The 7,317-nt window shown below is 62.0% G+C and carries 6 protein-coding genes; 3 read left to right on the plus strand and 3 right to left on the minus strand.

What is annotated here, in order from left to right; translation table 11 throughout:
* Positions 1–137 precede the first annotated feature (137 nt).
* The gene (locus GSQ82_RS12740) at positions 138–1,562 is read right to left on the minus strand and encodes a glycosyltransferase family 39 protein (RefSeq protein ID WP_254061619.1); all 1,425 of its coding nucleotides are present in this window, start codon (positions 1,560–1,562) and stop codon (positions 138–140) included.
* A 247-nt stretch (positions 1,563–1,809) separates the two neighbouring features.
* Between GSQ82_RS12740 and GSQ82_RS12745 the strand changes: the two genes are divergently transcribed.
* From GSQ82_RS12745 to GSQ82_RS12755, 3 genes are read left to right on the plus strand one after another with little or no spacing between them, the layout of a single operon-like run.
* On the plus strand, positions 1,810–2,625 hold the full coding sequence (locus GSQ82_RS12745; RefSeq protein WP_158792643.1) for an MIP/aquaporin family protein: 816 nt from the start codon (positions 1,810–1,812) through the stop codon (positions 2,623–2,625).
* Between the two features lie 53 nt (positions 2,626–2,678).
* Positions 2,679–4,175, plus strand: a complete 1,497-nt coding sequence (glpK, locus tag GSQ82_RS12750) for a glycerol kinase GlpK (protein ID WP_158792644.1) — start codon at positions 2,679–2,681, stop codon at positions 4,173–4,175.
* Positions 4,172–5,773 carry a glycerol-3-phosphate dehydrogenase/oxidase gene (locus GSQ82_RS12755; protein WP_158792645.1) on the plus strand — a complete coding sequence of 534 codons (1,602 nt, stop codon included), beginning with the start codon at positions 4,172–4,174 and terminating at the stop codon, positions 5,771–5,773. Before glpK ends, GSQ82_RS12755 begins: the two co-directional genes overlap by 4 nt.
* A gap of 193 nt (positions 5,774–5,966) precedes the next feature.
* Here the strand turns inward: GSQ82_RS12755 and GSQ82_RS12760 are convergent, their stop codons facing one another.
* The gene (locus tag GSQ82_RS12760) at positions 5,967–6,770 is read right to left on the minus strand and encodes a sulfite exporter TauE/SafE family protein (RefSeq protein WP_158792646.1); all 804 of its coding nucleotides are present in this window, start codon (positions 6,768–6,770) and stop codon (positions 5,967–5,969) included.
* Between the two features lie 18 nt (positions 6,771–6,788).
* Positions 6,789–7,317 (minus strand): phosphoadenylyl-sulfate reductase (locus tag GSQ82_RS12765; protein WP_158792647.1); only part of this gene is annotated, 529 nt, incomplete at its 5' end.

Below are 7,317 nucleotides of genomic sequence, written 5' to 3' on the forward strand. Positions count from 1 at the left end.
AAAATACGGGGGTTGTTCGCTTTGCTCAGAATGTCAATCCTTTAGCTTTAATGACACTTCTTTAGTTCTTTAGTTCTAATGACGACGCTTTAGCTTTAACCAGTCGACTCGGTGCGCTACAGAGTAGTGGTACGGTTCTAGGTTGTGGGTTTGGGTGTTGAGCGGCTTCCGGGGCGGGTGGCGGACTGGAAGAGGAAGACCGCGAGGATGGTCATGATGGGTTCGAGCGGGTGGCGGAAGCGGGCCTGAACGGTGACGAAGTAGTAGGTCATCGGCAGGAGGAGAAATGCCCAGGCGAAGAGGACGGCTCCGGGGATGCGTTGTTTGAGCGCGAGGGCGAGGCCAAGGAGTCCGGCGAGGCTGACGAAGCTGTAGTTGAGGACGCGGAAGGCCTCATTGAGGTAGCCGTGTTCGATGGGTTTGGGGACGCTGACCCAGTAGAAGTAGAAGCGTTTGAGGGCGAGTTGGAAGAAGCGGGTCTTGTGGGTGCGGATGAGTTCGCGGGCGATCTTGCCCTCGCGTTGGACGAAGGCGTACTCGCCCATCTGCTTGTACTGGATGTACGTAGGGCAGACGTCGCAGACGGGGACGCGGGTGCCGACGGTGAAGCCGTTGTAGGAGTCGAGGATGGAGTCGTGCAGCTCGGCGCCGAGGTTGCCGCGGATGGGGATGAAGGCATGGAAGACGGTCCAGTTGCGGTACATCCAGGGGGCGAGGCAGGCGAAGAAGATGAGGCCGGCGAGGACAGCTTTGCCGATGCCTGGAGTGAGGGCTTTGCGTTTCTTTGCGCCCAGCAACATCCAGATGCCGCAGACGGGCAGGAAGAGAAGGATGGTGGAGTTGAGGAGGGCGATCATGCCCCAGAGGATGCCGAAGAGAGCCCAGCGGCGGGTGGTTTGGGGATTGTAGTTGGAGTCTTGCTCTGACTCTTGCTCGCCGATGGCTCGCACGCGGAGGGCGATGAGGAGGATGGTGGAGAAGACGAGGGCCGTGAGGGCCATGTCCCAGATCCAGTGGACGGCGTACTGGAGGGCTGCGGGGTAGAGCGCCCAGATCCAGGCGGACCAGAGGGCGATGCTGCGGGCGCGGCCGGTGGACTGGAAGCAGCGGGCGGCGATCTCGTAGATGACGAGCGCGGTGGCGGCGGAGAAGACGCTGTTGATGGTGAGGATGACCCAGGCGGAGGCTGCGGTGTAGACGCCGAAGATCTTGAAGACGGCGGCGAGGAGCAGAGGGTAGAGGGGTGGGACCCAGGCGGTGGGGCCGGAGTGGCCGGTGAAGGGGTCGGCGTATCCGTAGCCGGTGGCGAGGGCTCGGGCGATGCGTCCCATCTCCCAACCGAACTGGAGGTGGTCTTCGCCGAGGCGGATGCGGTAGGTGTGGGCGAGGGTGATGTAGAGGACGCGGAGGAGGAAGCCGGCGAGGAAGAGTGTGAGAGGGGATTGGGGGCGGAGCTCGGAGTGGTGTTGTTTCGGCTCGCTGCGGAGTAGACCCATCTCCTTATTATGCGGGATGTCCTGCCGGACGGCCCCACTGCTCGTGGGGAGGTCACTTCGTGACATGTGTATCCCTTCGGTTGGTCCTCCCGTTGGTCGGGATGATCTTTGTGCCGACCAGAGGGAGAGTATGGTGCGTGGGGCGCCACGGCCAGGTATACGCGTCACGAAGTGACCTCCCGCTGAGGAAGCGGCCCGTCCGGCAGGACCTATCTTCGAAGATATTTATACAAATCGACTGGACAGAGCAGGGAGGAATAGGGTCAGCTTCAGAGCGTGAGATGTTATCTCTGGACGGCAGGAGATGCGATTGATGAGCAGGTTGTTTGCAGGCCAGTTGATATCGGAAGTGGTGGCGATGTTTATGATCATCGCGTTTGGCGACTCGGTGGCGGCGATGTATACGCTGTATAGCCCGAGTCCGTATCAGCAGACGTACTGGGGAGTTTGTATTGCGTGGGGGCTGGCGGTGACGCTGGCGATCTATACGACGGGGTCGGTGAGTGGGTGCCATGGGAATCCGGCGGTGACGCTGGCGCTGGCGGTGTATCGGGGATTTGCATGGAAGAAGGTGGTGCCGTACTGTGTGGCGCAGGTGGTGGGGGCGTTTCTGGGTGCGGGGTGCGTGTATTTTTTGTTCGGGCCGGTGATCGATCACTTTAATGCGGTGAATCATCTGACGCGGGAGGCCGGTGGGGCGGCGGGAGTGTTCTTTACGCATGCGGGGATGGCGATTACGCCGATGCATGCGTTTGGGGATGAGGTGATTCTGACGGCGTTTCTAATCTTCGGGATCTTTGCGATTACGGAGCAGTACAACGAGATGGCTCCGGGGGCCAATGGCGGGGCGTTGATGATTGGGCTGCTGGTGGCGCTGATTGGAGCGTCGATGGGTTATCTGGAGGCTTGGGCGCTGAATCCGGCGAGGGACTTTGGGCCGAGGTTGTTTTGTTTTTTTGCGGGATGGGGTGGGTCGGCGCTGCCTTCGCCGGATAGCTATTGGTGGATTCCGATTGCGGCGCCGCTGGTGGGTGGGGTGATTGGGGGAGGGGCTTACCAGATGTTGATACTGCCGTTTCTGCCGGCGCGGGAGCGGGCGCTGATGGGGAAGGGTGATTGGATTCGGTAGGGCTGGTTTGGAAGATCAAGGATGAGCGTTGGTGCATCGAACGAGGAGACGATATGAAGTATGTGCTTTCGCTGGACCAGGGGACGACGAGTTCGCGTGCGATTCTGTTCGACCATGATGGGAAGATTGTGGGGACGGCGGCGAATGAGTTTCGGCAGATCTTTCCGAATAGCGGATGGGTGGAGCATGACGCGTTCGACATACTGACGTCGCAACTGAGTGCGGCGGTGGAGGTGATGGGCAAGGCGGGGGCGCGGCCGAGGGACCTGGTGGGGCTGGGGATCACGAATCAGCGAGAGACGACGATTGTGTGGGACCGCGAGACAGGACGGCCGGTACATAACGCGATTGTGTGGCAGGACAGCCGGACTGCGGCGCGGATGAAGGCGCTGGTGGATGAGGGTGCGGAGGAGATGGTTCGGAGGAAGACGGGGCTGCTGCTGAGTCCTTATTTTTCGGCGGGTAAGGTTGCGTGGATTCTGGATAACGTGGATGGAGCGAGGACGCGTGCGGAGGCGGGGAAGCTGGCGTTTGGCACGGTGGATAGCTGGCTGGTGTGGAATCTGACGAGCGGGCGAAGGCATATTACGGATCGGACGAATGCTTCGCGGACGCTGCTGTACAACATTGTGGACGATAACTGGGATGGGGAGCTGTTGAAGTTGTTTAATATTCCGGCGAGTATGTTGCCGGAGGTGGTGTGGTCGAGCGAGAAGATGGGGCAGGTGACGACTTCGCTGGGGCTGGGTGAGGTGGAGATTGCGGGGATCGCGGGGGATCAGCAGGCGGCGCTGTTTGGGCAGCTTTGCGTGTCGCCGGGGGATGCGAAGAATACGTATGGGACGGGATGTTTTTTGCTGCAGAACATCGGCGGGGAGTTTGCGCTGTCGGAGAAGAGGCTGATTACGACGCTGGCTTGCAGTGTGGAGCGGAAGAAGACGTATGCGCTGGAGGGGAGCATCTTTATTGGTGGAGCGGTGGTGCAGTGGCTGCGGGATAATATGAAGTTCTTTCGGCGGTCGAGCGAGGTGGAGGGGATTGCGGCGTCGGTAGTGGACTCGGATGGGGTGGTGTTTGTGCCGGCGTTTAGTGGATTGGGAGCGCCTTATTGGGATGCGGAGGCGAGAGGATTGATAATCGGGCTGCAGCGTGGGACGCAGATTGGGCATATTGCGCGGGCGGCGATTGAGAGTATCGCGTTTCAGGTGGCGGATGTTTTGCGGGCGATGGATGCGGAGACGAAGAATCCGTTTCGCGAGCTGCGGGTAGATGGCGGCGCGGCGGCTAACGATGGGTTGATGCAGTTTCAGGCGGATCTGCTGGGGGTGCCGGTGCATCGTCCGGCGGTGCTGGAGACGACGGCTCTGGGAGCGGCTTATCTGGCGGGTTTGGCGGTCGGATTTTGGAGTGGGGTGGACGAGTTGGAGAAGCATCGGGCGGAGGATACGGTGTTTACGCCGAAGGCTGATCAAGGGCAGATGGAAAAGTTGCAGGTGAACTGGCGCGAGGCTGTGGAGCGGTCGCGTGGATGGAATAAGGAGAGCAGATGAATCGTGATGAGATGTTGGCGCGGGTGAAGACGAGGACGGAGCCATGGGACATCGTTGTGATTGGCGGCGGGGCTACGGGCGCGGGGATTGCGGTGGATGCGGCGACGCGTGGGTATGATGTGCTGCTGCTGGAGCGGGAGGACTTTGGGAAGGGCACTTCGAGCAGGGCGACGAAGCTGGTGCATGGGGGTGTGCGGTACCTGGAGCAGGGGAATGTTTCGCTGGTGATGGAGGCGCTGAAGGAGCGGGGGATTCTGCGGAGGAATGCGCCGCATATTGTGCATGACCTGCGGTTCATTGTGCCGAACTACTCGTGGTGGGAGGCTCCGTTCTATGGCGTGGGGATGAAGGTGTATGACTTTCTGGCGGGGAAGTACAGCTTCGGGAAGTCGAAGGTGCTCTCGACGGAGGAGACGCTGGATCTGCTGCCGACGATTCGGCAGGATGGGCTGCGTGGCGGGGTTTCTTACCACGATGGACAGTTCGATGATGCGCGGCTGCTGATCAATCTGATGACGACGGCGGCGGAGCATGGGGCGACGGTGTTGAACTATGCGGGGGTGGTGGGGCTGATGAAGGATGACGACGGGTTTGTGAAGGGTGTAGAGGCCGTCGATGGGGAGAGTGGGGAGCGGTTTACGATTGCGGCGCGTTCGGTGGTGAATGCTACGGGGATCTTTACGGATGAGACGCGGCGGATGGCGGACCCGAAGGTGGAGGGCATGATGGTGCCGAGCCAGGGAATCCATCTGGTATTGGAGCGGTCGTTTCTGGTGGGAGAGACGGCGTTGCTGGTGCCGCATACGGATGATGGGCGGGTGTTGTTTGCGGTGCCGTGGCATGACAGGACGCTGGTGGGAACGACGGATACGCCGATCAAGGATGTGTCGTATGAGCCGTTGCCGTTTGAGGAGGAGATTGAGTTTGTACTGGAGACGGCGGGGCGGTATCTGAGCAGGAAGCCGACGCGGGAGGATATTTTGAGTGTGTATGTGGGGATTCGTCCGCTGGTGAAGGCAGCGGGTGCGGCGGAGGGGAAGACGTCGACGATCTCAAGGGACTATACGATTCATATCGATCACTCTGGGCTGCTGACGATTGTGGGAGGGAAGTGGACGACGTATCGGCATATGGCGCAGGACTGCGTGGATCATGCGACGACGCTGGGTGGGTTGGAGGAGCGGGCTTGTGTGACGGCGAGCTCGCATATCCATGGGTACTATGAGCACCCGAAGGAGCTGGGGGCGCTGGGGGTGTATGGGTCGGATGCGGGAGGGGTGATGGCGATTGCGGGGGAACATCCGGAGTTGGGGAAGTTGTTGCATCCGGAGTTGCCGGTGATTGGGGCGGAGGTGGTGTGGGCGGTGCGGCATGAGATGTCGCGGACGCTGGATGATGCGCTGGCGAGACGGACAAGGGCGTTGTTGTTGAATGCGCGGGCGGCCGTGGAGATTGCTCCCGCTGTGGCTGCGCTGTTGGCGAAGGAGCTTGGGCGGGATGCAGGCTGGGAGGCGGCGCAGGTGACGGCGTTTCGGGGGATGGCGGCGCAGTATATTCCGCAGGGGAAGACTTATCCGGCTGCGCCGGTGATGGCGTAGAGGCATGTCCTGCCGGACGGGCCGCCTGCTCGGCGGGAGGTCACTTCGTGACTTGTATACCCCTTCGGTTGGTCCTCCCGTTGGTCGGAATCATGATTGTGCCGACCAACGGGAGGGCCGCCCGAAGGTTTAAAGAGGCGTGTGAACGCCCACCCTCCGTGCAGGAGGCCTGTCCGGCAGGACATATCTTTCTCTAGTTCTTTGCCGCAGCGTTGACTTCCGGGTGGTTGCCGTAGCGATGCGAGGCGGCGAAGGCGTTGGTGTAGATGAACTGAGAGCCGATGATGAGGAGCCAGATCCAGAGGGCGAAGCGCAGGGGGCGCTTGGGGATCCATTTGGCTGTGACTGTGCCGAGGACAACACCGCCTAAGCCGCCGATGATGAGGTGTTGCAGGAGGAGAGAGCTGGTGCCGTGGAAGAAGCCGTGGGCTCCACTGCCGATGAGCGAGATGATGAAGCCGAAGACGATGTCGGTGCCAACGACCTGAGCGGGGGTGAGGGGGGTGAGGCTTAGGAGGGCAGCAGAGCCGAGTGCTCCGGCACCGGCGGAGGAGAAGCCGACTTCGGCACCGACGGGAAGCATGAGGTACGGGAGCAGGTGGCTGCGGTCTTTCTGCGGGGTCTCGGAGCGTGCGGGGCGGAAGGAGAAGGTGATCTGCCAGAGCGCAGTGAAGACGAGGACGGCGCCGAGGAGGCCGTTGAGCAGGAGCTGGGGGCCGTGGATGTCGAGGCGGCGCAGGAGGAGTGATCCGATAAGGACGCCGGGGAGTCCGCCGAGGAGCATGAAGCCGAGGACGCGCCAGGAGACTTGTTTGCGTGCGATCTGCGAGGGGACGAGGACGAGTTTGACGGCGGCGGAGAACATGAGGCCGGTGGCGACGGCCATGGGCGCGGGGATGCCGAGGAAGAGGATGAGCAGCGGTGTGGTGATGGTGCCCGCGCCGACGCCGGTGAGGGCGATGAAGACGGCGATGATGAATCCGATGGCGTATTCCATGGGTCTCGATTCGCGGAGCTAGGTGGTGGGGGCGGTCTGGATGTGGATGCCGCACTCGACCTTGCGACCGGCCCAGCGTCCGGAGCGGGGATCGTTGGGGTCGGTGGGGATGGAGGTGCAGGGCTCGCAGCCGATGCTGGAGTAGCCGAGGTCGTAGAGGGGGAGCAGCGGGATTGCGTAGGCGGCGCAGGACTGCCAGATGTCGCGTGTGGTCCAGTCGGCGAAGGGGCTGAGCTTGCGTACGGTGATGCCGCTGGGGAGGGTGAAGTCGGCGACCTCTTCGAGGGTGGCGCGGCTGCGGGCTTGCTCGCGGCGGAGGCCGGTGAGCCAGAGCTTGTAGTTGGCGACGGCGGCGAAGAGGGGTTCGACCTTGCGGAGGGCGCAACAGCGATCGGGGGCGGACTGGTGGAGGAGGCCGTGTTCGGCTTCCTGCTCGGCGACGGTGTGCGTGGGGAGGAGGTTGATGAGGTTGAGGTGCCAGTCGGTGGCGATGCGGTCGCGGTAGGTGTAGGTCTCGGCGAAGTGGTAGCCGGTGTCGAGGAAGAGG

It is taken from the genome of Granulicella sp. L60, assembly GCF_009765825.1.
GTDB lineage: Bacteria > Acidobacteriota > Terriglobia > Terriglobales > Acidobacteriaceae > Edaphobacter.

Bases quoted from the DNA above. Each gene is read 5' to 3' on its own strand.
- GSQ82_RS12740 (WP_254061619.1), bottom strand. From the start codon at position 1,562: ATGTCACGAAGTGACCTCCCCACGAGCAGTGGGGCCGTCCGGCAGGAC.
- GSQ82_RS12745 (WP_158792643.1), top strand. From the start codon at position 1,810: ATGAGCAGGTTGTTTGCAGGCCAGTTGATATCGGAAGTGGTGGCGATG.
- glpK (WP_158792644.1), top strand. From the start codon at position 2,679: ATGAAGTATGTGCTTTCGCTGGACCAGGGGACGACGAGTTCGCGTGCG.
- GSQ82_RS12755 (WP_158792645.1), top strand. From the start codon at position 4,172: ATGAATCGTGATGAGATGTTGGCGCGGGTGAAGACGAGGACGGAGCCA.
- GSQ82_RS12760 (WP_158792646.1), bottom strand. From the start codon at position 6,770: ATGGAATACGCCATCGGATTCATCATCGCCGTCTTCATCGCCCTCACC.